The sequence below is a fragment of the Allopontixanthobacter sp. genome (assembly GCF_034376665.1).
Taxonomy (GTDB): Bacteria; Pseudomonadota; Alphaproteobacteria; order Sphingomonadales; family Sphingomonadaceae; genus Allopontixanthobacter.
This window is the reverse complement of record NZ_JAXMJI010000074.1, coordinates 1-24,373: the sequence shown is the minus strand read 5'-3', so window position 1 is coordinate 24,373 and position 24,373 is coordinate 1. Positions and strand designations below refer to the sequence as shown.

Sequence of the window (24,373 nt, the reverse complement as noted above, 5' to 3'; positions counted from 1 at the left end):
TGCATGGCATCGCAAGAGATCGAGACACTGGCTTCGGCGTTGGCGCGGCTCCCCGGACTCGGCCCCCGGTCCGCGCGGCGGGTGGTCCTGTGGCTGGTGAAGCGGCGGGAAACTGCGTTGCTGCAATTGCTCGGCGCGCTGGAGCAGGTGCGGGACCGGCTGGTGGAATGCCGGACCTGCGGCAATGTCGATACGCAGGACCCCTGCGGCATTTGCGCCGATCCGCGCCGCGACCGGACGTCCATCTGCGTGGTGGAGGATGTCGCCGATCTGTGGGCGCTGGACCGCGCGAAACTGTTTACCGGGCGCTACCACGTGCTGGGCGGCAAGCTGTCCGCGATGGACGGGGTGCGGCCGGAGGACCTGAACATCGGATCGCTGCTCGAACGGGTGGCAGCCAAGGACGACGGGGCCGGGATCGAGGAAGTGGTGCTGGCGATGAACGCCACGCTGGAAGGGCAGACCACCGCCCATTATCTGGCCGAGCGGCTGGAGGAATATCCGCTGCGCATCACCCAATTGGCACACGGCCTGCCAGTGGGCGGGGAATTGGACTACCTCGACGAAGGTACGCTGGCGCAGGCGTTGCGGGCCAGAAGGCCTATGGGATAGCACCAGCGCTTGCAGCGGGCCGCCACCCGCACTAAATAGTGCGCATGGCTATACGCGAGATTCTGGAAGTGCCGGACCCCCGGCTCAAAACCGTGTCGATTCCGGTCGAAAAGTTCGATGACGCGCTGAAAGTGCTGGTCGAGGACATGTTCGAAACGATGTATGACGCGCCTGGTATCGGCCTCGCCGCGATCCAGGTCGGGGTACCGCTGCGGGTGCTGGTGATCGATCTGGAACCCGACGATCCCGATGCGGAGCCCGAAGTCTGCACCGCACACGAAGGCCACCATCATACTCACCAGCCAACGCTGAAGCAGCCGCGCGTGTTCGTGAATCCGGAAATCCTCGAACCTGCGGAAGAACTGGCGACCTATTCGGAGGGCTGCCTGTCGGTGCCCGATATCTACGCCGATGTCGATCGTCCGGCGACCTGCCGTGTGCGGTACCAGGATCTGGACGGCGCGGTGCATGAGGAACAGCTGGACGGGTTGATGGCAACCTGCATCCAGCATGAAATGGACCACCTCGAAGGGATACTGTTCATCGACCATCTGAGCAAGCTGAAGCGCAACATGGCGCTGAAGAAGCTCGACAAACTGCGCAAGGCAGCCTGATCGAAAAGCCGAAAACCCCCGGATCCCTCCGGGGGGTTTTCGAATCAGGCGTGCGCCTGCATTGTTTCGAGCGCCTTGCGGCAGTCGTCGGCGCATTCGCGGCACATTTGCGCGCAACGCTTGCAATGGGCGTGGTCATGCTTCGCACATTCGGCCTCGCACGCTTCGCAGGCATCAATGCAGGTCTGCAGCATGGATTTCAGAACCGGCACATTGCCGGAGGTCCGGCGGCTGGCAGTGCGATAGGTCGCGGTGCAGATGTCCGAGCAATCCATGCACAGCCGGATGCACTTCTCCATCCCCTTTTCCTCCGCAGAACAGGCGTCGGCGCAGCTGTTGCAGATCGCCGCGCAATACATCGCGTGCTTCACCGCCTCGCCCAGTTCTTCGGTGTAATCGGCCCCGATCTGCGGGTGTTCGCGGATCATTTCCTTGATCGACATGGCTTCAAGCTCCTTTTCGGGTGTTTCCATGAACACAGCGAGCATCATCGAGCGTAGTTCCACAGGAATTGGCTTTGTTCCCTTTTCCAAAGCATCCGTTCCAGCTATGTTCCGGAAATGGAAATGCTATCGATTATTTTCGTTGTCGCTGCGCTGCTCATCGGGACTGCCCTCGGCTGGTTCTTCGGCTCGCGTCCCGTGGCTGACTGGCGCGCCCGGTTCGAGGAGCGCGACGCGGAGGCAAAGGCGGCGGTCGAGAAGGTCAGCCGAATGGCGCCCGAACTGGCGACCATGAGCGACCGCGCCGCGCGCGCCGACGATCTGGCGGCGAAGCTTGATGCGACCCGCGAGGAATTGACCGGCCTCAAGGCGCAGGCCGCCGGTTTCGAGGAGCAGAAGCGCCTGCTCGAGGAAAGCCGCGAGAAGCTGCTCAAGGAATTCGAAAACACCGGGGCGGCGGTGCTGGGGAAAGCGCAGGAAGCGTTCCTCAACCGCGCCAACGAACGGTTCAAACAGTCCGAGGAAGCGGGCGAGCAGAAGATCAAGGCGCTGCTCGAACCGGTGGGCCTCAAGCTCAAGAACTACGAAGATCAGGTGATCGCTCTGGAGGCCAAGCGGGTGGATGCATTCGGCCAGCTGACCGGCCTGATCGACAATATGCAGAAGGGGCAGGAAGAAGTCCGGCGCGAGGCGCAGCGGCTCGGCAATTCGCTGACCAACGCGCCCAAGGCACGGGGCCGCTGGGGGGAGCGGGCGCTGCAGAATGTCCTCGAACAATGCGGTCTGTCGCAGCACACCGACTTCATCCTCGAACATTCGATCGACACCGCTGACGGGCGCCTGCGCCCCGATGCGATCGTCAATGTACCGGGTCAGAAAAAGCTGATCATCGATGCGAAGGTGTCGCTCAATGCCTATCAGGAAGCCTTCGAGGCGGATGATGACGAAATTCGCAAGCGGGCGCTGGGTGCCCATGCGAAATCGATGCGCAACCATGTCCAGCAACTGGGTGCGAAAAGCTATCAGAGCCAGTTCGACGAAGCGCCCGACTATGTGGTGATGTTCGTGCCGGGCGAACATTTTGTCGCCGCCGCGCTCGAAACCGATCCCGATTTATGGGACTTCGCGTTCCAGAACGGCGTATTGCTTGCCACGCCGACCAATCTGGTGGCGATTGCCCGCACGATCGCGCAGGTCTGGCGGCAGGATCAACTGGCGACGGAGGCGCGGGAAATCGGCAAGGCCGGGGCCGAATTGTACGAACGGCTCGCAACCGCTTCGCAGCATCTCAAGCGGGTCGGTTCCGGGCTGGAGACGGCCGTTGGCAATTACAACAAATTCGTCGGCAGCTTCGAACGCAACGTCCTGTCATCCGGCAAGCGGCTGGCGGAAAAGGGCATCGAGATCGGGAAACGCGAGATCGAGGAAGTGCCGCTGGTGGAAAGCGCGCCGCGTTACACGAACGCCGATGTGGACGACGATGCCGTCGATGCGTTACCACCCGCAGCGTAGTCCATGAACTGACCCTGCGGAGCGACCCCATGCGTTATTCGATCCTTGCGGCAGCTCTGGCACTCGGGGCGGCGGGATGCAGCGATGAGCCGGAACCGGCAATCGACCGTGCAACCGACCAATCTACTACAGAAAGGATCGATCCCGAGGAAGAGACCGCCTCTGCCGACTCCAGTCTCCCGCCGCTGGCTCCGCGCAATGCCTGCGGGGACATTCCGGGAGCTGACCGGTTTCGCACGGATTTGACCAGGGCGGTCAGGGAACGCGACGCGGACGCGCTGATCGCATTGGCCGACCCCGACATAAAGCTCGATTTCGGCGGCGGTGCAGGCACCGCCGAACTGCGCAGGCGCCTGACGGATGACGAATACAATTTGTGGACGGAACTGGACGCAGTGCTTGCGCTGGGCTGCGGACCCAACCAGGCAGGCGGAATCACGCTGCCATGGTATTTCACGCAGGAAACGCCCGGTATAGACCAGATGATGGGTCTGATCGTGACCGGCACCGATGTCCCGATGCTCAGCGCAGCTGACGAGGGGGCCGAAGCGGTCCGTTCGCTTTCATGGAACGCGGTTGAACTAACCGGCGGGCTGCAAAGCGGGGCCGCTTACCAGCACGTGAGACTGGCGGATGGTATCACGGGATTTGTCGCGTCCGACAGGCTCCGCAGCCTGGTCGATTATCGGCTGCTTGCGTCCGAGCAGGGTGGAAAATGGCGGATTACGGTCTTCATTGCTGGGGACTGACCCGGACGCTCAGGTCTCGAAAGCGGCCAAGACCTCGTAAGCCAGCACTGCGCCAGCCACCGCTGCGTTAAGGCTGTCGGCACTTCCCAGCATCGGCATGGTTACCCGCAGATCGCAGGCATCCTCATACCCCTCGGGCAGACCGCGCGATTCGTTGCCGACCAGCAGGAAACACGGCGCTTCGTACGGTGCACCGCGATACGGCACCGCGTCGCGCAGGCTCGCGGCAACCAGTTGACCGGGGCCAGAGCGTAGCCAGACCAGGAAATCGCCCCAACCCGCCTGGGCGATTTGCTGCGTGAAGACCGCACCCATGCTCGCCCGGACGGCTTCAACCGAAAAGGGATCGGCGCAATCATCCACCAGGATCAATCCGCCCGCGCCCACGGCATCGCAAGTACGCAGCATGGTACCCAGATTGCCCGGATCACGCAGTGCCTGTGCCACCATCCAGATCTGTCCAGCGGTCCGGTCGAGCGCGCTCAGCGACGTGTCGAATTCGGCAAACATCCCCGCCACGGCTTGCGGATTATCCTTGCCCGTAATCTTGCTGAGAATGTCGGCGCTGGTTTCGATGACTTCGCCGCCAGCATCCATGACCGCGCGTTCAAGCTCGTCCAGCAGTGGGTGGGGATCGCGACCAGCCGCCATCACCAGCATTTCGGGCAGATGCCCGGTCTCGCGCGCGTCGGTCAGCAGACGCAGACCTTCGACCAGGAATTTGCCCTCGCGGCGGCGGTTCTTCTTGTCGCGCAGGCTGCGAAGATATTTGACGGTGGGATTGGAATAGCCGGTAATCTCGCGCCGGAAGCCGCTGGCCATCAGTCCTCGCCAAACCCGCCGCCGACGAGCGTGCAGAGCTGTTCGAGAACATCTTCGGCGTCTGCACCGGCCACGATCAGCTCGACCGTATCGCCTTTTGCAGCGCCGAGCATCATCAGCCCGAGAATCGAACCGCCTACCGCTTCGTTGCCATCCTTCGCGACGCGAACCGACACTCCATCGGGAAGGGCGCTGACCGCGTTGACGAATTTCGCACTGGCCCTCGCGTGCAGCCCGCGCTGGTTCACTATCAGCATTTCGCGGCGATGCTCGTTCAACGCGCTTCGCCCTTTTTTGCGTTGCCGGCGAGGTCGGACTGCCCCAGGAATTCCGAGGCCACCGTAATATAGCTGCGCCCGGCATCGCGTGCCGCGATCACCGCCTCTCCGATGGGGCAGCTCTTGCGCGTACCGGCAAGCCGGATCAGCATAGGCAAATTGATCCCGGCAATGACTTCCACGCGGCCTCTCTCGAGCAGGGAAATAGCCAGATTGGACGGCGTGCCGCCGAACAGGTCGGTCAGGATAATGACACCCTGGCCAGCGTCGACCCACTTGATCGCAGAAGAAATTTCCAGCCGCCGCTTTTCCATGTCATCGCTGGGCCCGATGCAGATCGTGGCGATCGCTTCCTGTGCGCCCACGACGTGTTCCATTGCATGCACGAATTCTTCGGCCAACCGGCCGTGGGTCACCAAAATCAGGCCGATCATGGCTGGCGGTCACCTTCCAGGGGGTGTGTCGAGGTAAAGCGGGGACAATTCATCATGACGTAAATTGGCGGAACCTCATGCCGGCGGCCCTTCGATCTGATCGGCGGCGCGCGAGCCCAAATTGCGATGCAGGACCGTGGGCGAAAAACCTTCCTCGCGCAAGGCTTCCGCCATTCTCTCCGCAGTATAGACCGAACGGTGCCTGCCGCCAGTGCAGCCGAAGCCGATATTCACATAGCTTTTGCCTTGCGCCTGATAGCGCGGGAGCAGCGTCACCAGCAGATCGCGAATCTGCGTGAAGGCGGTTTCGAACACCGGGTCTTTCCGGATATGCGCCCCCACGGCTTCGTCGAGACCGGTTTGTTCGCGCAGTCCTGAAATCCAGTGCGGATTGTCGAGAAACCGCATGTCGAACACCAGGTCTGCCAGCGGCGGTGTCCCGCGGGCAAAGCCGAAGCTGGAAATGATGATGGACATGTCCTGCGGCGCGGTTTCGGCAAAGCGTTCGCGGATGGCCTGCTGCAATTGATTGGTCGCGAATTCGCTGGTGTCGATGACGGCGTCGGCCCAGCTTCGGAGCGGCTCGAGCAATTCGCGCTCGGCCTGGATTCCGGTGTGCACAGGCCGGCCCTGCGCCATCGGATGGCGGCGCCGGGTTTCGTTATAGCGCCGCTCCAGCTCGCCGCTGTTGCAGTCGAGAAACAGGGTGGTGAGCAACAAATCCTCGCGCCGCGAAAGGGCTTTGACTTCGTCGATGACGCGGGCCGGGCTGAACCCGCGAGTCCGCGAATCGAAGCCCACCGCCAGCGGGGGCCGGGGGCCATTCTGGTCGGGATGCAGGATAAGCCGGCCGAGCAGGCGAATGGGAAAATTGTCGATCGCTTCCCAGCCCAGATCCTCCAGCACTTGCAGCGCGGTTGTCTTACCCGCTCCGGACAGGCCGGTGACGAGCAGAATATGCTGCCGGGCTTCGTGGTTGGGAGGGGCCGAATCGTCAGGCATCAAGGTAGGGTTTGGTCCTGTTTACCGGGCAAGGAAAGGGCGGATATACTCCATCAGCCGGATCCCGCCGGCATGGGCAGACCGTGCAGGTCCAGCGCGTATTCCGCGCGAATCGCCGCTGCCGCTCCGCCCGGGTCGAACAACAGCGTGGGAAGGCGCGCGCCAGCGACTTCGCTGCTGTCCGCCTGCTCGATATAGCGCGGGGCATCGGGGGACAGGATCAGCCGGAGCGAAACCGGTGCCTGCGTGACAGGCAAATCGATGATCCCGACGCCGCGAATCTCCAGTTTCCCCGCGGTGTGCGCTGGCGGCATGGCCCATAGATGTCCCAGCCGGATGGCCAGTTCCACGCCATCATCCCCGACCAGCGCGGCCCCGCGGTCCAGCAGCATCAGCGCCAGGGTCGTCTTGCCGCTGCCCGGCGGCCCTTCGATCAATATCCCGCGCCCACCAACCGCGATGCATCCCGCCTGATGCAGTACCATCGGCGGCGGACGGGGCGCGTCGATCACGATCAGCGCTCCAGTTCGGGCAATTTGAGCACCAGGCAAGCCCCGGTTCGGCCATCGTCCCGCTCTTGGGCGACCAGCGATCCGTCATGCGCTTCGGCAATCGTCCGGGCGATGGCAAGGCCGAGACCGCTGTGGTCACCGAATGCCTCCGCATCGGGACGCAATGAATGAAACCGCTGGAACACTTTTTCGCGGGAATCCTCGGGAATTCCCGGCCCGCTGTCACAGACTTTCATGCAAACCATGTCGTCCTCGTGGCTGATATTCACGGAGATCACGCCATCCGGCGGCGAAAAGGACACGGCATTGTCGAGCAGGTTTTCGATCACCCGTTCCAGCCGTGCGGGCACACCCCGCACCCAAGCGCCGCTCATCGGGGAACTATAGGTGATCTCGCGGCCTTCGTTTTCCCCTCTGCTGTCGCGCGAACTGATGATGGCGGAAGTGAGTCCGACGAGGTCCATTTCCTCGAACACGGCGCGCGATAATTCGGCGTCTATCCGGCTTGCGTCGGAAATTTCCGTCACCAGCCGATCGATCCGCCGGACATCATGCGAGGCGATCTCCGTCAGCTGCCTACGTAGTTCGGGATCCTCTACCCGCGACAGCGATTCGATGGCGCTGCGCAGACTGGCGAGCGGGTTCTTGATTTCATGCGCCACATCGGCGGCGAAATGATCGACCGCGTCGATCCGCTGCCGCAGGGCGTCGGTCATGTCCGATATGGCGCGCGCAAGCAGGCCGATTTCGTCGTGGCGCTGCGGCAGGCGAGGCACCTCGACCTGCCGGTCACGGCCCAGGCGGACGCGAATGGCTGCCCTCGCCAGCTGTTGCAGCGGGCGCACGATGGTCCGCGCCATGAACAGCGACAATGCGATCGAGACGAGTAGCGCCAGGAACACAGCACTTACCAGCGTGGAACGTGCGCTCCGCACCGAATCGGTGATATCGACCGCGTTGCGGGTGGTGAGAAGCGTCGATCCCTTCAGCCCGACAGGTGCGGCCGCGTTGATGACCGGGGTTCCGTCCGGCGCGTCGCGCAGCTGGATTTGTGACAGACCCTGCTCGCGAGCGCGGGCGAGTTCCGGCCAGGAATCGGCCCGAGCCTCGGCGGGTTCCACGTAATCCGGGATCGGGTCGGCGCCGACGATCGTGTCCACGGCGCGGTCGAGCATTCGGGCAAAATCGTCCGGCCACGGCTCGGCCACCGGATCGTCGAACTGGAATGCGGGCGCGTCGAGCGCGAAGCTGTCGGCCCACAGGCGGCCCTCGGCATCGAACATCCGCAGCCGCATCCGCTGTTCCTTGCCGATCTGGATAAGCAGCGCTTCCTGCCGCGCCTTGCTGGCACCGGCTAGCGCTTCAGCGGTGATCTGGGCTTCGATCCGGGCAAGCTTGTAGCGTTCGTCGAGCAGCTGTTTACGGTATCCGTCGAGGTAGAATATTCCCCCGCCGAGCAGGGCCAGCGGGAGGATGTTTACCGCCAGAATCCGCGAGGTCAGCGAAAGACGATTGGACCATTTCAGCCGGTCGATCTGAGAATTCAGATGCTGGTTCAGGCGCGCCGCCGACCGCGAGGCGGGTTCCACACCGGAAGCGGCGTTGACCGTGTCCTCAGCCATCGGTGAAGCTGTAGCCCGCCCCGTAGAGTGTCTCGATGGCGGAAAACTCGCCATCGACGCTGCGGAACTTGCGCCGCATCCGCTTGATATGGCTGTCGACTGTCCGGTCGTCCACGAACATGTCTTCGGTATAGGCCGCGTCCATCAGCTGGTTGCGGGATTTGATCACACCAGGCCTTACCGCAAGTGCCTCCAGAATGAGGAATTCGGTGACGGTGAGGGAGACCGGACGTCCATCCCAGGACACATGATGGCGGGCCGGATCCATCAGCAGCTTGCCGCGCGCAAGGGTGCCGACCGGGTCTTCCTTGTCGGTGACCTTCCCCGGATCGGCATCGTCCGCCAAAGCGGCGCTGCGACGCAGAATGGCGCGGATCCGCACGAGCAGAAGGCGCAGGCTGAACGGCTTGGCGATGTAATCGTCCGCACCTTGTTCCAGCCCCGCTTCCTCGTCCTCCTCGTCATCCTTGCTGGTCAGGAATATCACCGGAAGCGCGCTATGCTTGCGCAGTTCCCGAAGCAATTGCATCCCGTCCATTCGCGGCATCTTGATGTCGAACACGGCGAGGTCCGGCGGATTTTCCAGCAGCGCCTTCAGCGCCGCTTCTCCGTCGGAATACAGCCGCGTGGCAAAGCCTTCCGCCTGCAGCGCGATCGATACCGTGGTCAGGATATTGCGGTCGTCATCGACCAGCGCAATGACCTTTTGCCCTTGATCCGCATCGGACTGCGGACGGCCCACCCCGTCCCCGGCAGGCTGTGTCTGTGATGGCACCATCGTCGTTTCGCCTGATCGCTCGGAATCCATAATCACACCTGACTAAACGGTTCGGCGCCGCGAAACAACGAATTGACTGCCTTTGGTTAAAGTTTAGCCGCCGATGGCCCCGGACAATTTGACGGAGGCAGGTTGGCGACGTAAGGGGACCCCGCTTCCGCTGCATTCGTATGCACACGAATCGGACGGGGTCATCCGGATAACCGGCAGACCCAAATTCCGGACCGACCAGGAGACTATGTTGAGCACGCCACTTTCCCATTCGCTGAGCAGTCAGGGTATTGTCACGAAGGCTGCGGTCCACACCAATCTCGGGACCGAGGAACTGGTCCGGCAGGCCGTTGCGCGCGGCGAGGGCAAGCTGGCGAAGCACGGCCCGCTGGTGGTGGAAACCGGACAGCACACCGGCCGCTCGGCGAAAGACAAGTTCATCGTTCGCGACGAGACCACCGAAGACACCGTCTGGTGGGGCAAAGTCAATGCCTCCATGACCCCGGAACATTTCGCCGCGCTGAAGCAGGATTTCCTGAGCGCGGTGGCGGAAAAGGACGATCTGTTCGTCGCCGATCTGTTCGGCGGTTCGCAGCCGGAATACCGTGTGAATGTGCGGGTAATCAACGAACTTGCGTGGCACAATCTGTTCATCCGGACACTGCTGGTCCGCCCGAGTGAGCAGGAGCTGGATGGTTTCGTGCCCGAATACACGATCATCGACCTGCCCGCTTTTCGCGCCGACCCGGCCCGCCATGGCTGCCGCAGCGAGACGGTGATTGCGGTAAATCTGACGGAAAAGCTGATCCTGATCGGCGGCACAAAATATGCCGGCGAAATGAAGAAGAGCGTGTTCGGCATTCTCAACTATCTGTTGCCGCCCAAGGGGGTGATGCCGATGCATTGCTCCGCCAATATCGGGCAAGACGGCAAGACGGCGATCTTCTTCGGCCTGTCGGGGACCGGCAAGACCACGCTCAGCGCCGATGCCAGCCGCACCCTGATTGGGGACGATGAACACGGCTGGTCCGATACGGCGGTGTTCAATTTCGAAGGCGGTTGTTACGCCAAGATGATCCGCCTTTCCGAAGAAGCGGAACCAGAGATTTTCGCGACCACGCGGATGCCCGGCACGGTTCTGGAAAACGTCGTGATGAATGCCGATGGCGAGCTCGATCTGGACGACAATTCGCTCGCGGAAAATACCCGCGGTGCCTATCCGTTGTCCGCAATTCCGAACACGTCGGAAGAAAACCTCGGTCCGGTTCCCTCGAACGTGATCATGCTGACGGCCGATGCATTCGGCGTTTTGCCCCCGATTGCGCGGCTGACGCCCGATCAGGCGATGTATCACTTCCTGTCGGGCTACACCGCCAAGGTTGCCGGAACGGAGATCGGCGTGACCGAGCCGGAAGCGACGTTCAGCACCTGTTTCGGGGCACCGTTCATGCCGCGTCACCCGAGTGTTTACGGCAATCTGCTCAAGAAGCGCATTGCCGAGGGCGGCGCGCAGTGCTGGCTGGTCAACACCGGGTGGACCGGGGGCAAATACGGCGTCGGGAAACGGATGCCGATCAAGGCCACGCGCGCGCTGCTGAATGCAGCGCTGGACGGAACTCTGAACGATGCGGAGTTCCGCAAGGACCCCAATTTCGGCTTTGACGTACCCGTGGAAGTAGCAGGCGTTGACAGGGCAATCCTCGACCCCCGTTCCACCTGGGCCGACCAGGATGATTACGACCGCACCGCGCACAAGCTGGTCCGGTTGTTCATCGAGAATTTCGCCGAATTCGAAGCGCACGTGGACGAAGGGGTCCGCCGCGCCGCACCGCACGTGGAAAATCAGGCGGCCTGAATCCGGTTTCGAGCTGCCCGCAAAGCGGGTGGGAGAGGGGGCCCTCTTCCCTTCACGGGGAAGAGGGCTTTTCTCGTTAGTGGCAAGGGATGTGGCGAGCCTTTAGGCCTGCGCACTTGCGACGTAGCGTGCAACGTTCTTCGCCATCACATCGAGCGGCGCGTTGCCGCCAAGGACCACGGCATCGTTGAACGCCTTGAAATCATAGGCGCTGCCGAGTGCTGCCTTGGCAAGACCGCGCTGACGCACAATTTCGCTGTGGCCGACCTTGTAACCGCAGGCCTGACCGGGCCAGCTGCAATAACGGTCGACTTCGCTAGCGACCTCATCGGGCTTGCTGCCGTTTTTATTGACGAAGAAATCGACCCCTTGCTGGCGGCTCCAGGCCTTGGAGTGAAGGCCGGTGTCGACCACCATACGGCACGCCCGGAACGCGAGCGACTGGAGATAGCCAAGCCGCCCGACCTTGTATTCGTCATAGGCGCCCAGCTCGTCCGCCAATTGCTCGCCGTAGAGCGCCCAGCCTTCGGAAAAAGCGTTGAATGCCAGGATCGACCGGATCAACGGCAGGGTGTTGGAATATTCCCCCTCCCAGACATGTCCGGGAATGGTTTCGTGGTAAGTGAGGTCGGCCAGATCGTATTTGCGGTGCAGTTCGGTCGTCCGCAAATTGATCCACATCCTGCCCGGGATGGTGCCGTCTTTGGAACCGGCCCCGCCGTAAGCTCCCGGTGCGCCGAGTTCCTCCGCCGCGGGAATGCGGCGGACTTCGAGCTTGGGATCGACCAGCGTGTTGAAGGCGCGCGGCATCTGGGCCTTTATCCACGCGATCCTGTCCTCGATGAAGGCCATGATTTCCCGGCGGCCCGGATCGCCTTCGGCAAATTTGAACCGCGGGTCGCTCCCCAGGGCATTCATCCGCGCCCCGACAGTGCCGGATGTATAGCCAAGCTCGCGCAGGATCGGGTCCATCCGCGCATGGAGCGAGGCGAGTTCTTCCAGCCCACGCTGGTGCACTTCGTCCGGGGTCAGACTGGTGGTGGTGCTGGCGCGCAGGGCCCAGGCATAATATTCCTCGCCGTGCGGGCGGGCGGGCATGCCGGGATCGGATGTGGCCAATTTCTGCTGGCGGTAAAGTTCGGCCAGCTGCGCCTCGAGCGCAGGTGCGACCGTGGTCTTGACGATTTCCTCTGCCTGCCCTGTCACTTCCCGGCCGATTTCCGATGCGGCGAGCGGAGCCACCAGCGAACCCCCTTGCATGGCATCTTGCAGCGTGGCCTGCATCTGCGTGACTGCCTTGGCGAGCAGGAAATCTGGCGGGACCAGGCCCATATCGGTCGCCGCCTTCATCCGTGCCAATTCGCCATTGAGGACATCGGGAACCGAAGCCAGACGCGTGATATATGCCTCGGCATCGCCCTCGCTATTCAGCGGCTGCGTCGAATCAAAAAAACGCGGCAGGTCAATGTAGGACCCGACGTTCTGGATCACCACATAAGGCGAATTGCGCCAGCTTCCGACCGCCACGTCGCCGTATGGCAGGGCGAAGCCATCGAGCGCGGTGGCGTATGCGCTTTCGACGACCTCGAAACTCGTTCGGGTTGCGGGATCCAGCATGCTGGTGTCGGCGGCCCGCACCCGGGCCAGGTCAGCCCGCAAGGTTGCGGCATAGGCATCTTGCCCCGACTGCGACTGGTCCTCCATCCGTGACCGAAGGTGGGCATATTGGCCGACATCCACGCCGAGCGAGGTTGCCCGTTCCGGCTCATGCGCCAGCAGATTATACGCAATATCTTCCAGCAGATCGGCGCCAGCGAGCGCGCCCGGTGCCGCGCCTGCGGCCTGCCGGGCAGTGGTTACGCACCCGGGCAGGGCGGCAATGGAGACGCCTGCTCCCAGTCCGGCTAAGGTCTGGCGGCGGGTGAAGCTGTGTGTTTTCAGGAATGTCATGGGCCATGTCTGACGCTGACCCGGAAGCAAGTCAAACCGGGAATGGTCCTCCGCGCACAGCCCGCTTCACCTGTGCTGCACTTCAGGCTAAGCCACGCGGATGGCAACCGACACGGTATTATCGATCCTGGTCCTGGCCGCGCTGGCATTGTTGCTTGGCGCGTTCGTCCTGTGGCGCCGCGGCGGGCCGAAGCGCCAGGTCACGCTGATGGTGATCTTGGCCCTGGTGGCGATTGCCAATGTGGCGATCTGGATTGTTCCGGATGATCGGGGCAAAGCGCCGGTCGACCAGATCTCACGCTAATTCTCACTCCGGCAATTGCCAGCGGACGGAGCTTGCATAGGTTCCCTCAACTTTTCCCCCCTTGCTGTTGCGCGCAGGTTCGAACCGCGCGCGCTTGCTGATCAGATCGCAGGTCGCCTGGTCCAGCGCATCGTGGCCGCTCGACCGGGTGATCAGGCAGGATACCGCGCGACCATTGGTGCCGACCTCCACCTTGAAGGCCGCAGTGCCGGTCAGTTCCCGGTTGATCCAGCTGGACCGGTAATCGCTGGTCGTAACCCATGCTCCGGGATCATTGCGCGGCTTTACAGCGACTGGATCGAAGCTGGGCGGCGTAGCTGAAGCAAAAGGCTTCGGAGGACCGACCGTGCCTTGGGCCCAGGGTACTGGATCGAACGGCGGCAAGATGACCGTGGTGGTGTCAATCTCAATCGGGTTCCGGTTAATGTCCTGTGCGCTGGGCGGGGTGTATACGGGCGGTGTAACCGGCTTTGTCAGCTCGGTGGGTTGCGGGTCTGTTTTAGGCGGCGGCGGAACCGGCGGCAGCGGTATTTGCGTTCCGACGAATGGCTTGGGTGCGGGCGGATCAAATATTCCCGGAGCCAGTCCGACGATTAATCCATAGCCGATGACGGCATGAATCGCGGCAACCATAATGACCGCGCTCTTCCTGTTCTTTGCCTGGGCTTGATCGACATACGCCATAGCGCTTCCTCTCTCCTGACTGGGCCGCCCGATTCTCCGGTTCGGCATTCCCGTAGATTGCAATGTTACAACATCACATAGTTTGGGCAAGAGATTTCGGGTGGCAAAACGCCACTGGTAGAATTCGCATGTTCGGACCTAACGATTGCCGTGCGTGATCCCCGCCTTCGCGGGGATCACGCAAAGCTGGGCGCTGCCGGTGGCAGTTAGGTTTGCGTCACTTGATTGGACAATCCGGCGAGAGACGGAAGTCCAGGTAATTATCGACCGAAGCCATCAGTTCTTCCTGTTCATTTTCGAAGAAGTGGTTGGCGCGCGGAATTTCCTCGTGATGGATCGTGATGTGCTTCTGAGTACGCAGCTTGTCGACCAGCTTCTGGACCGCAATGGGCTGCACCACAGTGTCGGCTACACCCTGGATAAAGATTCCGGATGCGGGGCATGGCGCCAGGAAGCTGAAATCATACATGTTGGCAGGTGGGGCGACCGAGATGAACCCGCGCACTTCAGGGCGGCGCATCAGCAATTGCATACCGATCAGCGCGCCGAAGGACACGCCCGCGACCCATGTGGTTTGCGCTTCGGGGTGGATCGATTGCACCCAGTCGAGCGCGGCCGCGGCGTCGCTCAGTTCGCCGATTCCGTTGTCAAAACTGCCCTGGCTGCGGCCGACCCCGCGAAAATTGAACCGCAAGGTGGCAAATCCGCGGTCGGTGAAGGTCTTGTACAGACGCTGCGTGATCCGTTCGTTCATCGTGCCGCCGCCCTGGGGATGTGGATGCAGGATCATTGCCACCGGCGCACGCGGACGCGGAGCAGGGGAGTAACGGCCTTCAAGACGGCCCTCGGGGCCGGGAAAAATTACAGATGGCATTCTTTGGACCTGTCCGAAGTAGGCGGGCGCGGGTAGCGCGCGCCGAGTTGGGGGCTATATAGTGACAATGGCGCAATTCGCAATTCCCGCGAACAAAGTGCCCCATTGAAAGACGAGCCCGCCCATTTCCCGTATCTACCTCGATCATGCCGCAACCACGCCGATCCGCCCGGAAGCGGAGACAGCGATGCTGGAAGGTTTCGCGATCTGGGCCAATCCCTCCAGCCCGCACGCCGAGGGACGAAAGGCCAAGGCGGCACTGGAAGACGCCCGCGCACGGGTGAAGACCGCGCTGGGCTGGGACGGCGAAGTGATCTTTACCAGCGGCGCGAGCGAGGCAGCCGAACTGGCGCTGGGCCGCGTAAAAGGCGGCGCAAGATTGGTCAGTGCGGTTGAGCATGATGCGATATTGGCGGCAGCACCCGAGGCGGAGCGCCTGCCGGTCAGGAGCGATGGTTCGCTGGACATGGAATTGCTCGCCGAAGCGGTTCAACGGGAGCGGCCAGTGGTCGCCGTACAGCAGATCAATTCCGAAACCGGCAACCGTCAGGCGCTCGAAGAAGTCTTCCGGCTGGTTGACGGGGCGGGCGGTTTGCTGATCGCCGATTGCGCGCAGGGCGCAGGCAAGTTTACCCTGCCGCCATGCGATATGGCGATCATCTCGGCGCACAAGTTCGGGGGACCGATCGGGGTTGGTGCATTGCTGGTGACCGACTTTTCTATCCTTGCACCAAGCGGCGGGCACGAGCGTGGCTACCGCCGCGGGACGGAAAATCTGCCGGGCATCATGGGCATGGCGGCTGCCTTGGAAGCGGGTAACATTCCCTATATCGACCCGGACATTCTGGAGCCGCTGGATACCCTGGCGGATGATTGCCGCAAGCTTGGCGGTATCTGGCTGGCGGACCGTCTGGCCGACGCCACGCCCTATGTTCGCGCGCTGGCCATGCCGGGCATGAGCGGTAGCGCGCAATTGATGCGGTTCGACATGGCCGGGATCGCGGTGTCGCAGGGCAGCGCCTGTTCGAGCGGGACGCTGAAGAAAAGCCATGTACTGGAAGCGATGGGCCTCGATGATGATACGGCGTCCCGCACGATCAGGGTAAGTTTCGGCTGGAACACAACGCGCACCGAAGTGGAGAAGTTCTGCGAAGTCTGGCTGGATATGGCGAGGCGCGCGGCATGATCTACCTCGACTATCAGGCCACCACGCCGCTTGCGCCCGAAGCGCGCGATGCGATGCTGCAGTGGCTCGACGGGCCCGACGGTATCGGCTTCGGCAATCCGCACAGCGCCCATGCGATGGGGCGGCAGGCGGCGGCGGCGGTGGAACTGGCGCGGGACCGGGTGGCGGCGCTGTTTCCTCCCGGCGGCAAGGTGATCTTCACCAGCGGCGCGACCGAGGCTCTCAACACCGTACTGCGCGGATCGAAGGGCGATGTGCTGACTTTTGCCGCGGAACACGCTGCGGTGCTCGACTGCAAGCCTGCAGTCGAAGCGCAGGGGCGCAAGTTCGGCGTCCTGCCGGTCGGAAGCGGGGGCCAGGCTAATCTGATAGAGTTACGCAAGGCGGCCACCAAGCAAACCGGCGTCATCGCAGCCATGCTGGTCAATAACGAGATCGGCGCGATCAATCCGCTTGCCGATATTGGGGCCATTGCGCGGGAAACGGGCGCGCTGGTGCTGTGCGATGCGGTGCAGGGCTATGGCCGCATGACGATCCCGGGCGCGGCGGATTTCATCGCGGTTTCGGCGCACAAGATCCATGGGCCAAAGGGCGTTGGCGCGCTGTGGATGCGGGACGGGCTAAAGCTTGATCCGCTCATGTCCGGAGGTGGGCAGGAAGCTGGCTTGCGTTCCGGCACGCTCAGCCCGGCGCTGTGCGCAGGGTTCGGGGCTGCGGCGCAGCTGGCATCGGAACGGATGCAGGAAGACGCCCGCCACATCGAAGCGCTGTGGACGATCGCCCGGGCTGCGTTCGCGGACTGGACGCTCAACGGGGCGGAGGATGCGCGCTGGCACGGCAATCTCAACCTGCGGCGCGACGGGCTGGATGTGGCGCGTCTGATGTCGGAATGCCGGGACATCTGCTTTTCCGCCGGGTCGGCCTGCGCCAGCGGGTCGGGACGGCCGAGCCATGTGCTGAAAGCGATCGGGCTTGACAGTGCGGCGGCAAAGAGTTCGATAAGGCTTGGATTCGGCCGCTATACGACGCCGGACCAGATCGAGGATGCTGCGACAAGGCTCAATGCGGCTGCGGCTGCGCAGGGAGTTCTTTGAGGAGCCAGATGATCAGCATCAGATTCATCGCCGCCAATGGCGCAATCACCGAGACAGAGGCGGAGGCGGGGCTGTCGCTGCTCGACGCGGCGCAGGCTGCCGGTATGCCGCTCGAGGGGACCTGCGAAGGTCAGATGGCCTGTTCCACCTGCCATGTGGTGATCGGTACCGAATGGTTCGACCGCCTGAAAGACGCCAGCGAGGAAGAGGAAGACATGCTCGACCTCGCCGCCGGGGTGACGCGGACCAGCCGCCTGTCGTGCCAGATCCTACTCAGTGCGGAACTGGACGGGCTCGAAGTGCATATCCCGCCCGAAAGCCGGGATATGCAGCGCCTCTGAGCCCGTCCGTTTCGATCAGATCAGGCCGGTTGGCTGGCCGTTTCCTTCACCTTGCTGATGAACGCCTTCGAGAAGGCCGGAATATCGTCCGGATTGCGGCTGGTGATCAGATTGCCGTCTTCGGCGACTTCCTGGTCCACGACATTGGCGCCTGCGTTTTTCAGATCTGTCCGTACCGAAGGCCACGACGTGACGGTCTTTCCGCTGACGATTCCGGCTTCGATCAGCAGCCATGGCGCGTGACAGATTGCGGCGACGGGCTTGTCCGCGCGATCAAACTCCCGAACAAGATGAATAACCTTGTCGTTCATTCGGAGGATGTCGGGGTTCATCTGTCCGCCTGGAAGTAACAGGCCGTCAAAATCGGAGGCGGAAACCTGGTCCACCGTTTTGTCGACAGGCACTGACTTGCCCCAATCCTTCTGGTCCCACCCCTTGATTTCTCCAGCTTCCAGACCAACGACCGTGGTTTCGAACCCGGCATCTTCCAGATTTGCCTTTGGAACCATCAATTCGGACTGTTCGAAGCCGTTAGTTGCAATGATCATGATGTGTTTCGTCATATTGAACTCCTTGTTTTTCGTTCACTGATCCAACGGGCGGGGACAGCCTGAGGTTCCGCATTGTTAGGCAGGCCGTGGCGGTGATAGGGCGTGCCGCATGACCACCATCGATCTTGAGAAATCCGGCGACGATCCTGTCGATTCCATCATCAACGAAAGCTTCGATTCCGCTCTGTCGGAACGGTATCTTGTCTATGCCATGTCGACGATCACGGCGCGGTCGCTGCCCGATTTGCGGGACGGGCTGAAGCCGGTCCACCGGCGGCTGCTATGGACCATGCGTCAGTTGAAGCTGGATCCGGCCAACAATTTCAAGAAATCCGCCCGCGTGGTGGGTGAAGTGATCGGCAAATACCACCCGCATGGCGACACCGCCGCCTATGACGCGATGGTTCGCCTGGCGCAGGATTTCGCGCTCAGATATCCGCTAGTCGAAGGTCAGGGAAATTTCGGCAATATCGACGGCGATAATGCCGCGGCATACCGTTATACCGAAGCGCGGCTGACCCGCACCGCCATGTTACTGATGCAGGGGTTGGACGAAGGCGCGGCCGATTTCATCCCGACCTACAATGGCGAGGAAGAAGAACCTGCGCTGATGCCGGGTCCATTCCCCAATCTGCTGGCGAACGGTGCCAGCGGCATTGCGGTGGGCATGGCCACCAATATCCCCAGCCACAATGTGGCCGAAGTGATCGATGCCACGCTGGAACTGATCGACAATCCCCATGTCGAACACCACCGGTTGATGGAGCTTTTTCACGGGCCCGACCTGCCGACCGGAGGCCTGATCGTGGACAGTCCGGAAGCGATTGCAAAGGCCTATGAAACCGGGCGCGGATCGTTCCGGGTGCGCGGGCGGTTCCACTCGCTCGAGGCCGAAACGGCGGAAGATCGCGAAACCGGTATCGAGCGGCTGGGGGGCGGACAATGGCAGCTGGTCATCAGCGAAATTCCCTACCAGGTGCAGAAGGGGAAACTTATCGAGCAGATCGCCCAGCTGATTGCGGACAAGAAACTGCCGATCCTAGAAGATGTCCGCGACGAAAGCGACGAGGCGGTCCGCATTGTGCTGGTGCCGCGCAGCCGCAATGTCGATCCGGAACTGCTCAAGGAATCGATCTATAAACTGACCGATCTGGAAACCCGCTTCGGTCTCAATCTCAATGTTCTCGATGCCACCCGTACTCCGATGGTCATGGGCCTACGGGAATTGCTGGGCCACTGGGTGGCCAGCCAGATCGACATCCTGCAGCGCCGGACGCAGCACCGGCTGGACAAGATCGCGGCCCGGCTGGAACTGGTCGAAGGCTATATTATCGCCTTCCTCAACCTCGACCGCGTGATCGAGATTATCCGCACCGAGGACGAACCCAAGCCGGTGATGATGGCTGAATTTGCTCTCAATGACCGGCAGGCCGAGGCAATCCTCAACATGCGGCTGCGGTCCCTGCGCAGACTGGAGGAAATGCAGCTGCGCGGCGAGCGGGATGATCTGCTCAAGGAACAGGACGAACTCGAAACATTGCTTGCCTCGCCCGCCCGCCAGCGTACCCGCCTCAAACGGGATATGAACGCGCTGCGCAAGGAATACGGCACGGATACGACCCTCGGCCGCCGCCGGACGACGATTGCGGAAGCAGCCCCGACGGTGGAGTTTTCCCTCGATGCAATGATCGAAAAGGCGCCGGTCACCGTGATCCTGTCGGCCAAGGGCTGGATTCGGGCGGCCAGCGGGCACGAGCCCCTCGACAAGGAATTCAAGTTCAAGGAAGGAGATGGCCCTGCCTATGCGCTGCACGCCCAGACGACGGACAAACTGCTGATCGCGCTCGATAACGGCAGGTTCTACACTCTCGGCTGCGACAGATTGCCCGGCGCGCGCGGATTTGGCGAGCCGGTGCGCAATATGCTCGATTTCGAGAACGACGCGCGGATTGTGGGGGTGATGGTCCACAAGCCGAAGAGCCAATTGTTGCTGGCCGCCGCCAACGGCAAGGGGTTTGCAGCGGAAACCGACGAATTGCTCGCGGAAACGCGCAAGGGCCGGCAGGTCGTCAATCTGAAGGACGATAACCGGTTGGTCGTGGTCTCAGAAATCGCGCCGGAACATGATCATGTCGCGGTGGTCGGCGATAATCGCAAGCTGGTTATCTTCAGTCTCGACGAACTGCCGATCCTGGGCCGCGGGCAGGGCGTGACCCTGCAGCGCTACCGCGATGGCGGAATGTCCGACGCGATCACCTTCACGCTGGACGAAGGGCTAAGCTGGGCAATGGGCGGAGACAGCGGGCGGACCCGGACGGAAAAGGAAGTGTGGCAGTGGAAGGTCGCGCGCGGCGCCGCAGGCCGGATGCCGCCGCAGGGGTTCCCGAGAAACAACAAGTTCTAGACAAGAAAAGGGCCGGTGCGGATAAACTCCACATCGGCCCTTTTCCTGCGACCCGATTGAATCGGGTTTGGTTGTCTGCGCTTAGCTCGCAGTTGACGGCTGTGCCGACCCGGCTGCTGCCTGGATCTGCTCCATCGTGAACAAAGCGATCAGGGTCCCGGCCGGATTCACCGCGAAATGCTCGCGCTTCATAGCGACGGGGCCGGTTTCGATCTTTACCACGACATCATCGCCTTCGACGGTTTCCACCGTACCCAGCATGAGGTCGCCAGCAGTGTGAACCATCGCGCCGGGAACCAGCGCAGCGTCGCGCTGTGCTGTGGCGGCGGCAATCTGCTCGTCAAGCATGGCGTTGATCTGGGCCTGGGTCACCGTGATGGTTGGGCCCTTGTCGCTGGTCCCGAACACGTCCGCAGGCAGCGGCGCCTTGTGCTTCCCGGTATCCACCGTGACAATGCCGTCGGCGATGGATTCAACCGTTCCGACTACGTTACCCTCGGGGCCGTAAATGGTTGCGCCGACTACAGGTTCGCCGTCTGCCGCAAAGGCAGATACCGACGAAAGTGCCAGCGCGGTTGCAGCGGCGAATTTCATGAATTTCATTATGTCACTCCGTAAAGACTTGAACACGTCGATCTGCTGTCCGGAATAGGGAGAATTCCGACGGCAGCAGGCCAGGATGGGATCGCATATTTCCCGATACGGGATTTCCCCGAAACCGGTCCGTTTGGTTTGACCAGACAAATACGCTCACCAGTACCGGAGAATTTCTCCGGACCAGTGGACCGACCCTAACTTCAAAAAGAGGGCCGGGCAACTGACACCCTTGTATGCAGTGCAACCTGAAGCTGGGGTGAAGGGTTCCCGCAGACGAATTCAAGCGGCGTTGCCGCCTTATGCGGGTCGGCCGCGGGATTGACGCCGTGCGCCTCCGCCGGCACCGCCACTTGGGCGCGGGCCGTTGTTCGGGCGGGCTGCGGCAACCGGGTTGGTAACCGGACCACGTCCGCCATCCCGGCGGCCGCCGCTGCGAGCACCGCCACCGGCGTTTTCCCCGCTGCGTTCGCCGGTTCGCGGGCCTCGGTTGTCGCTCCGGCCGCGGCCCTGACCGCCGCCGCTGCTATGTCCGCCGCCATGGCTGCGCCCGCGGCCTTGACCGCCGCCTGCGCGGCCGCCGCCCAGTGCGCGTTCAGCGCCGGAGCGCTTGGGCGCAGGTGCCGGGAGCGTCCTGGCGAGCATCTGGAAGTTTTCCGGCAGTGGCATCGGGGCAAGCTTCACCCCCGTCAGCCGTTCGATGCCCTTGATAAACGGCTTTTCGTCCGCCGCGATATAGGAGATCGCGATCCCGTCCGCTCCGGCACGGGCTGTCCGGCCGATCCGGTGGACATATTGTTCCGACACGTTGGGGATTTCGAAATTGAACACGTGGCTCACACCGGTGACATCGATGCCGCGCGCTGCGATATCAGTGGCGATCAGTACCGGCACGCTGCCGTTGCGAAAGCCGTCGAGCGCCCGGGTGCGCTGGGCCTGCGTCTTGTTTCCGTGGATGGCCGCGGCGTTGATGCCGGCCGCAACCAGATGGCGCACGACCTTGTCCGCGCCGTGCTTGGTGCGGGTGAACACCAGGCTCTTGTCGATGGTCTTGTCATCCAGCCCGGCCTTCAGAGTCAGCGTGAGCAGCGCCTGCTTTTCGGCCTGGTTGATATAAATCCCGTATTGTTCGACCCGTTCGGCAGTGGTCGATTGCGGCGACACTTCCACCCGCACCGGGTTCTTGATGAAGCGCTTGCCCAATTCGGCGATCGACTGCGGCATGGTGGCGGAAAAGAACAGGCTCTGCCGGTCTTCGGGCAGCATGGCGGCGATGCGCGCCAGCGGCTTGATGAAGCCGAGGTCCATCATCTGGTCGGCTTCGTCAAGTACGAATATTTCGACATGGCGCAGCGTCAGCGCGCGCTGTTCGATCAAATCGAGGAGGCGACCAGGGGTGGCCACCAGCACATCGGTGCCGCCCACAAGATTACGGGCCTGCTTGTTGGCGGGAACGCCGCCGAAGATGCACTGGACTGAAAGGTTCAGATATTTTGCATAACCTTCCATGTTGTCGGCAATCTGCGCTGCGAGTTCGCGGGTCGGTGAAAGCACCAGCATCCGGCAGCCGGACGGGAACCGGCCAACCGGCTTTGCAGCGAGATAATGGAGCGAAGGGAGCGAAAACGCGGCGGTTTTACCGGTTCCCGTCTGGGCGATACCCAAGAGGTCGCGGCCTTCCATCAGCGGCGGAATTGCCTGCTTCTGGATCGGGGTGGGCTGGGTATAGCCCTTGGTTTCCAGCGCGCGAAGAAGTGGTTCGGCCAGGCCGAGTTGTTTGAAATAAGACATAAATATACTTTCAGGACGCGCCGTGCGGTTCCCGCAAAAGACGGGATTCCGGGCGCAGAGTTTGGGTCTGCGACCCAAGCGTGAAAAGGGAAGCTTAGCGAATAACGCTTGCCGTGCGTCGGCTACGGGACTTCTGCCATTTTGTGCGGCGAAGTTCACGCTTGCAGCCGAGTGCGCATCCACATGATGCGCCGGACGTCGGGGGCCATGTAGGGCGGGATGTGTGAACAAGCAATGAAATAACGAACAGGGGACTTATTCTTTCGCAAGCTCCTCGTCGAGAATGGCGGAAACCCGTGCCGCGTCGGGGAAGCCTTCCTCCAGCCATCGGCGTTCTACGCTCTGCAGGATTCGTGCGACGGCAGGCCCGGCCTGTACCCCGCGTCTGACAATTTCGCCGCCCTTGATCGGCAGATCGGGCGCGCCCCAACCAATTACCCTGGATGGATCGCCCCCGGTCAGCAAAAGCCGGTCGATCGCGCATTCGGTCCCCTCCCGATAGGCGAGGGCGCGGGGGATTTCGCGATCTTCGGGACCGCGCGCGGCGACACACGCCAACCGTTCCCGCTGATTGCGCGACAGGCGCAGACGGGTAGTAACCGCGCCGGCAATCTGCGGCAATGCAGGCAGCATGGCGGCCAGGCGGCGCAGGGCATCGGGCGCGACGCCGTAATGCTGTTCCGCCGCAATGAGGCCGGTGAGCGCCTCGACTTCGTGTCGGCCGCTCTCCGGCAGCACCACTTGAAGAACGCCGAGCCGGTGCATTCGGGCAATTGTGGGCGAGGGATCGGGCAGGCCGAGCAGGTTCTGCAATTCCCATCCCACCCGTTCACGCGACAGGCCTTTCAGCGTGGCCGCGAGTTCGGCGCAGGCGGCCTCCGCTTCGCTATCGAGCTCGGCGCCAAAACGGGCCTGGAAGCGAAAATAGCGCAGGATGCGCAGGTGATCCTCGCGAATACGCTGCCGCGCATCTCCGATGAAGCGAACCCGCCCGGCTGAAAGATCACTGACGCCGCCAAAATAATCGTCGATTTCCAACGTCTCGGGGTGCGCAAACAGCGCGTTGATGGTGAAATCCCGCCGCGCGGCATCCTCCCGCCAGTCCTGAGCGAAGGTCACGGTTGCGCGCCGTCCGTCGGTCGATACATCGCGGCGCAAAGTGGTGACCTCCACGTTCCCGCCATCCATCAGCGCGGTGACGGTGCCATGCGCGATGCCGGTGGGAATGGTGCGAATGCCGGCTGCACCGAGGCGCTCGACCACTTCGCCCGGTGTCAGCGGGGTAGCGGCGTCGATGTCGCGAACATCCTCCCCGAGCAGCGTGTCGCGCACGGCGCCGCCGACCCAGCGGACGTTCTCGCTGCCGAGCGCAGCCA

General features: G+C 62.5%; 25 protein-coding genes. 10 read left to right on the top strand and 15 right to left on the bottom strand.

All coding sequences use genetic code 11. From position 1 onward, the window contains the following. Positions 1–3: 3 nt before the first annotated feature. Positions 4–612 (top strand): recombination mediator RecR, encoded by a 609-nt coding sequence (recR, locus tag U0988_RS08110; protein ID WP_322292124.1) that lies wholly within the window; start codon positions 4–6, stop codon positions 610–612. Positions 613–656: 44 nt separating this feature from the next. Next, the gene (locus U0988_RS08105) at positions 657–1,226 is read left to right on the top strand and encodes a peptide deformylase (protein ID WP_322292123.1); all 570 of its coding nucleotides are present in this window, start codon (positions 657–659) and stop codon (positions 1,224–1,226) included. 44 nt (positions 1,227–1,270) lie between these two features. On the opposite strand, the gene U0988_RS08100 is transcribed toward U0988_RS08105, so the two are convergent. Next, positions 1,271–1,717, bottom strand: a complete 447-nt coding sequence (locus U0988_RS08100) for a four-helix bundle copper-binding protein (protein ID WP_322292122.1) — start codon at positions 1,715–1,717, stop codon at positions 1,271–1,273. Positions 1,718–1,792: 75 nt separating this feature from the next. On the opposite strand from U0988_RS08100, the gene U0988_RS08095 reads away from it, so the two are divergent. Further along, a complete protein-coding gene (locus U0988_RS08095) occupies positions 1,793–3,181 on the top strand; it encodes a DNA recombination protein RmuC (protein ID WP_322292121.1) in 1,389 nt (462 codons plus the stop codon). A 29-nt stretch (positions 3,182–3,210) separates the two neighbouring features. After that, positions 3,211–3,930 (top strand): hypothetical protein, encoded by a 720-nt coding sequence (locus U0988_RS08090; RefSeq protein ID WP_322292120.1) that lies wholly within the window; start codon positions 3,211–3,213, stop codon positions 3,928–3,930. A gap of 9 nt (positions 3,931–3,939) precedes the next feature. Here the strand turns inward: U0988_RS08090 and U0988_RS08085 are convergent, their stop codons facing one another. The 7 genes from U0988_RS08085 to U0988_RS08055 all read right to left on the bottom strand — a co-directional run bounded on the left by U0988_RS08085 (position 3,940) and on the right by U0988_RS08055 (position 9,378). Then, positions 3,940–4,752 (bottom strand): RNA methyltransferase, encoded by an 813-nt coding sequence (locus U0988_RS08085; protein WP_322292119.1) that lies wholly within the window; start codon positions 4,750–4,752, stop codon positions 3,940–3,942. After that, a complete protein-coding gene (locus U0988_RS08080; RefSeq protein WP_322292118.1) occupies positions 4,752–5,030 on the bottom strand; it encodes an HPr family phosphocarrier protein in 279 nt (92 codons plus the stop codon). The genes U0988_RS08085 and U0988_RS08080 overlap by 1 nt, the downstream gene beginning before the upstream one ends. Beyond that, complete coding sequence (locus U0988_RS08075) at positions 5,027–5,464, bottom strand: PTS sugar transporter subunit IIA (protein WP_322292117.1); 438 nt, start codon at positions 5,462–5,464, stop codon at positions 5,027–5,029. Before U0988_RS08075 ends, U0988_RS08080 begins: the two co-directional genes overlap by 4 nt. Before the next feature lie 75 nt (positions 5,465–5,539). Beyond that, entirely contained in the window at positions 5,540–6,466 is a 927-nt protein-coding gene (gene rapZ, locus U0988_RS08070; protein ID WP_322292116.1) for an RNase adapter RapZ, read from the bottom strand. Between the two features lie 53 nt (positions 6,467–6,519). Continuing rightward, the gene (locus U0988_RS08065) at positions 6,520–6,978 is read right to left on the bottom strand and encodes a serine kinase (RefSeq protein WP_322292115.1); all 459 of its coding nucleotides are present in this window, start codon (positions 6,976–6,978) and stop codon (positions 6,520–6,522) included. Positions 6,979–6,980: 2 nt separating this feature from the next. Continuing rightward, positions 6,981–8,600 carry a sensor histidine kinase gene (locus tag U0988_RS08060; RefSeq protein WP_322292114.1) on the bottom strand — a complete coding sequence of 540 codons (1,620 nt, stop codon included), beginning with the start codon at positions 8,598–8,600 and terminating at the stop codon, positions 6,981–6,983. Then, positions 8,593–9,378 carry a response regulator transcription factor gene (locus tag U0988_RS08055; RefSeq protein ID WP_322292113.1) on the bottom strand — a complete coding sequence of 262 codons (786 nt, stop codon included), beginning with the start codon at positions 9,376–9,378 and terminating at the stop codon, positions 8,593–8,595. Before U0988_RS08055 ends, U0988_RS08060 begins: the two co-directional genes overlap by 8 nt. Before the next feature lie 241 nt (positions 9,379–9,619). Here U0988_RS08055 and U0988_RS08050 point away from each other — a divergent pair, with 241 nt between their 5' ends. Further along, positions 9,620–11,224: a phosphoenolpyruvate carboxykinase gene (locus tag U0988_RS08050; RefSeq protein ID WP_416172380.1), complete on the top strand. Its 1,605-nt coding sequence runs from the start codon at positions 9,620–9,622 to the stop codon at positions 11,222–11,224. Positions 11,225–11,326: 102 nt separating this feature from the next. On the opposite strand, the gene U0988_RS08045 is transcribed toward U0988_RS08050, so the two are convergent. Further along, positions 11,327–13,174, bottom strand: a complete 1,848-nt coding sequence (locus tag U0988_RS08045) for a DUF885 domain-containing protein (protein ID WP_322292111.1) — start codon at positions 13,172–13,174, stop codon at positions 11,327–11,329. A 100-nt stretch (positions 13,175–13,274) separates the two neighbouring features. Here U0988_RS08045 and U0988_RS08040 point away from each other — a divergent pair, with 100 nt between their 5' ends. Continuing rightward, positions 13,275–13,478, top strand: a complete 204-nt coding sequence (locus U0988_RS08040) for a hypothetical protein (protein WP_322292110.1) — start codon at positions 13,275–13,277, stop codon at positions 13,476–13,478. Between the two features lie 3 nt (positions 13,479–13,481). Here the strand turns inward: U0988_RS08040 and U0988_RS08035 are convergent, their stop codons facing one another. After that, on the bottom strand, positions 13,482–14,162 hold the full coding sequence (locus U0988_RS08035; RefSeq protein WP_322292109.1) for a TonB family protein: 681 nt from the start codon (positions 14,160–14,162) through the stop codon (positions 13,482–13,484). Positions 14,163–14,379: 217 nt separating this feature from the next. Continuing rightward, on the bottom strand, positions 14,380–15,036 hold the full coding sequence (locus U0988_RS08030; protein ID WP_322292108.1) for an alpha/beta hydrolase: 657 nt from the start codon (positions 15,034–15,036) through the stop codon (positions 14,380–14,382). A gap of 187 nt (positions 15,037–15,223) precedes the next feature. Between U0988_RS08030 and U0988_RS08025 the strand changes: the two genes are divergently transcribed. Genes U0988_RS08025 through U0988_RS08015 form a run of 3 tightly spaced genes read left to right on the top strand, consistent with a single transcriptional unit; the run spans position 15,224 to position 17,657 of the window. Further along, on the top strand, positions 15,224–16,222 hold the full coding sequence (locus tag U0988_RS08025; RefSeq protein ID WP_416172379.1) for a cysteine desulfurase family protein: 999 nt from the start codon (positions 15,224–15,226) through the stop codon (positions 16,220–16,222). Continuing rightward, positions 16,219–17,316 (top strand): cysteine desulfurase family protein, encoded by a 1,098-nt coding sequence (locus tag U0988_RS08020; protein WP_322292107.1) that lies wholly within the window; start codon positions 16,219–16,221, stop codon positions 17,314–17,316. The genes U0988_RS08025 and U0988_RS08020 overlap by 4 nt, the downstream gene beginning before the upstream one ends. A gap of 8 nt (positions 17,317–17,324) precedes the next feature. Further along, positions 17,325–17,657 (top strand): 2Fe-2S iron-sulfur cluster-binding protein, encoded by a 333-nt coding sequence (locus tag U0988_RS08015; protein WP_322292106.1) that lies wholly within the window; start codon positions 17,325–17,327, stop codon positions 17,655–17,657. A gap of 20 nt (positions 17,658–17,677) precedes the next feature. Here U0988_RS08015 and U0988_RS08010 read toward each other — a convergent pair whose 3' ends face one another. Then, positions 17,678–18,220, bottom strand: coding sequence for a type 1 glutamine amidotransferase domain-containing protein (locus U0988_RS08010; RefSeq protein WP_322292105.1), 543 nt, complete (start codon positions 18,218–18,220; stop codon positions 17,678–17,680). A 97-nt stretch (positions 18,221–18,317) separates the two neighbouring features. Here U0988_RS08010 and parC point away from each other — a divergent pair, with 97 nt between their 5' ends. Further along, on the top strand, positions 18,318–20,612 hold the full coding sequence (gene parC / locus U0988_RS08005; protein WP_322292104.1) for a DNA topoisomerase IV subunit A: 2,295 nt from the start codon (positions 18,318–18,320) through the stop codon (positions 20,610–20,612). Between the two features lie 81 nt (positions 20,613–20,693). Here the strand turns inward: parC and U0988_RS08000 are convergent, their stop codons facing one another. The 3 genes from U0988_RS08000 to U0988_RS07990 form a co-directional block, all read right to left on the bottom strand. Continuing rightward, positions 20,694–21,215, bottom strand: a complete 522-nt coding sequence (locus U0988_RS08000) for a hypothetical protein (protein ID WP_322292103.1) — start codon at positions 21,213–21,215, stop codon at positions 20,694–20,696. Between the two features lie 291 nt (positions 21,216–21,506). Then, complete coding sequence (locus U0988_RS07995; protein ID WP_322292102.1) at positions 21,507–22,997, bottom strand: DEAD/DEAH box helicase; 1,491 nt, start codon at positions 22,995–22,997, stop codon at positions 21,507–21,509. 255 nt (positions 22,998–23,252) lie between these two features. Continuing rightward, the coding region (locus U0988_RS07990; protein WP_322292101.1) for a CCA tRNA nucleotidyltransferase at positions 23,253–24,373 on the bottom strand (1,121 nt) is incomplete at its 5' end.

Excerpts from the sequence above, each read along its gene's own strand:
- rapZ (WP_322292116.1), bottom strand. The coding sequence starts at position 6,466 with ATGCCTGACGATTCGGCCCCTCCCAACCACGAAGCCCGGCAGCATATT.
- U0988_RS08020 (WP_322292107.1), top strand. The coding sequence starts at position 16,219 with ATGATCTACCTCGACTATCAGGCCACCACGCCGCTTGCGCCCGAAGCG.
- parC (WP_322292104.1), top strand. The coding sequence starts at position 18,318 with ATGACCACCATCGATCTTGAGAAATCCGGCGACGATCCTGTCGATTCC.
- U0988_RS08045 (WP_322292111.1), bottom strand. The coding sequence starts at position 13,174 with ATGACATTCCTGAAAACACACAGCTTCACCCGCCGCCAGACCTTAGCC.
- U0988_RS08090 (WP_322292120.1), top strand. The coding sequence starts at position 3,211 with ATGCGTTATTCGATCCTTGCGGCAGCTCTGGCACTCGGGGCGGCGGGA.
- U0988_RS08060 (WP_322292114.1), bottom strand. The coding sequence starts at position 8,600 with ATGGCTGAGGACACGGTCAACGCCGCTTCCGGTGTGGAACCCGCCTCG.
- U0988_RS08030 (WP_322292108.1), bottom strand. The coding sequence starts at position 15,036 with ATGCCATCTGTAATTTTTCCCGGCCCCGAGGGCCGTCTTGAAGGCCGT.
- U0988_RS08000 (WP_322292103.1), bottom strand. The coding sequence starts at position 21,215 with ATGAAATTCATGAAATTCGCCGCTGCAACCGCGCTGGCACTTTCGTCG.
- U0988_RS08025 (WP_416172379.1), top strand. The coding sequence starts at position 15,224 with ATGCTGGAAGGTTTCGCGATCTGGGCCAATCCCTCCAGCCCGCACGCC.
- U0988_RS08035 (WP_322292109.1), bottom strand. The coding sequence starts at position 14,162 with ATGGCGTATGTCGATCAAGCCCAGGCAAAGAACAGGAAGAGCGCGGTC.
- U0988_RS08075 (WP_322292117.1), bottom strand. The coding sequence starts at position 5,464 with ATGATCGGCCTGATTTTGGTGACCCACGGCCGGTTGGCCGAAGAATTC.
- U0988_RS08095 (WP_322292121.1), top strand. The coding sequence starts at position 1,793 with ATGCTATCGATTATTTTCGTTGTCGCTGCGCTGCTCATCGGGACTGCC.
- recR (WP_322292124.1), top strand. The coding sequence starts at position 4 with ATGGCATCGCAAGAGATCGAGACACTGGCTTCGGCGTTGGCGCGGCTC.
- U0988_RS08015 (WP_322292106.1), top strand. The coding sequence starts at position 17,325 with ATGATCAGCATCAGATTCATCGCCGCCAATGGCGCAATCACCGAGACA.
- U0988_RS08085 (WP_322292119.1), bottom strand. The coding sequence starts at position 4,752 with ATGGCCAGCGGCTTCCGGCGCGAGATTACCGGCTATTCCAATCCCACC.
- U0988_RS08105 (WP_322292123.1), top strand. The coding sequence starts at position 657 with ATGGCTATACGCGAGATTCTGGAAGTGCCGGACCCCCGGCTCAAAACC.
- U0988_RS08055 (WP_322292113.1), bottom strand. The coding sequence starts at position 9,378 with ATGGTGCCATCACAGACACAGCCTGCCGGGGACGGGGTGGGCCGTCCG.
- U0988_RS08100 (WP_322292122.1), bottom strand. The coding sequence starts at position 1,717 with ATGATGCTCGCTGTGTTCATGGAAACACCCGAAAAGGAGCTTGAAGCC.
- U0988_RS08010 (WP_322292105.1), bottom strand. The coding sequence starts at position 18,220 with ATGACGAAACACATCATGATCATTGCAACTAACGGCTTCGAACAGTCC.
- U0988_RS07995 (WP_322292102.1), bottom strand. The coding sequence starts at position 22,997 with ATGTCTTATTTCAAACAACTCGGCCTGGCCGAACCACTTCTTCGCGCG.
- U0988_RS08040 (WP_322292110.1), top strand. The coding sequence starts at position 13,275 with ATGGCAACCGACACGGTATTATCGATCCTGGTCCTGGCCGCGCTGGCA.